Genomic DNA, 685 nt, shown 5'->3' on the forward strand with positions numbered 1-685 from the left:
TGCGGCCTTGGCGCAGGCCATCGAGCGTGGGCCGACACCCTATCTGGACGGCGTCGTTCGCTGGCGTCTATGCGATCTGGCGCAATGGCTGTGGGAAGAATTCCGTGTTCCCGTGAGCGAACAAACGCTGAGCCGCGAAGTGCGGGCCATGGCTATCGCAAGCTTTCTGCTCGGCCAAGACATCACGCGCAAGACCCTCAAGCCGTTGAGGATTTTAAAAAAGCTTCCCTGCCGCTGTGGCAGAGATTGCCGCCGGCGCAGCGAAAGGCAAAAGAATAGAAATCTGGTTCGAGGACGAGGCGCGTATCGGACAGAAGAACAAGATCACCCGCCGCTGGGCCAGGCGCGGAACGCGGCCTTCAGCGCCGCACGATCAGCGCACCAGATCAGCCTACATCTTCGGCGCGATCTGCCCGAAGCTCGGCAAGGCAGCAGCGTTGGTCATGCCGTGGTGCGACACATTCGCGATGACCCAGCATCTGGCCGAAATTGCCCGCCATGTCGCCGATGACGCGCACGCCATCCTCATCATGGATCAGGCGGGTTGGCACATGTCCAACAATCTCGTCGTTCCCGACAACATTACCATCCTGCCGCTCCCGCCGAAATCACCGGAACTGAACCCGGTCGAAAATCTCTGGCACTTCATGCGCGAAAACTGGCTCTCAAACCGCGTCTTCAAATC

At 59.9% G+C, this 685-nt stretch carries 1 pseudogene; it reads left to right on the forward strand.

The window, feature by feature from the left end:
• A pseudogene (locus BLX89_RS23780) lies at window positions 1–685 on the forward strand (IS630 family transposase); the annotation flags it as partial.

Origin of the sequence: Pararhizobium arenae (assembly GCF_001931685.1) — a bacterium.
Taxonomy (GTDB): Bacteria; Pseudomonadota; Alphaproteobacteria; order Rhizobiales; family Rhizobiaceae; genus Pararhizobium; species Pararhizobium arenae.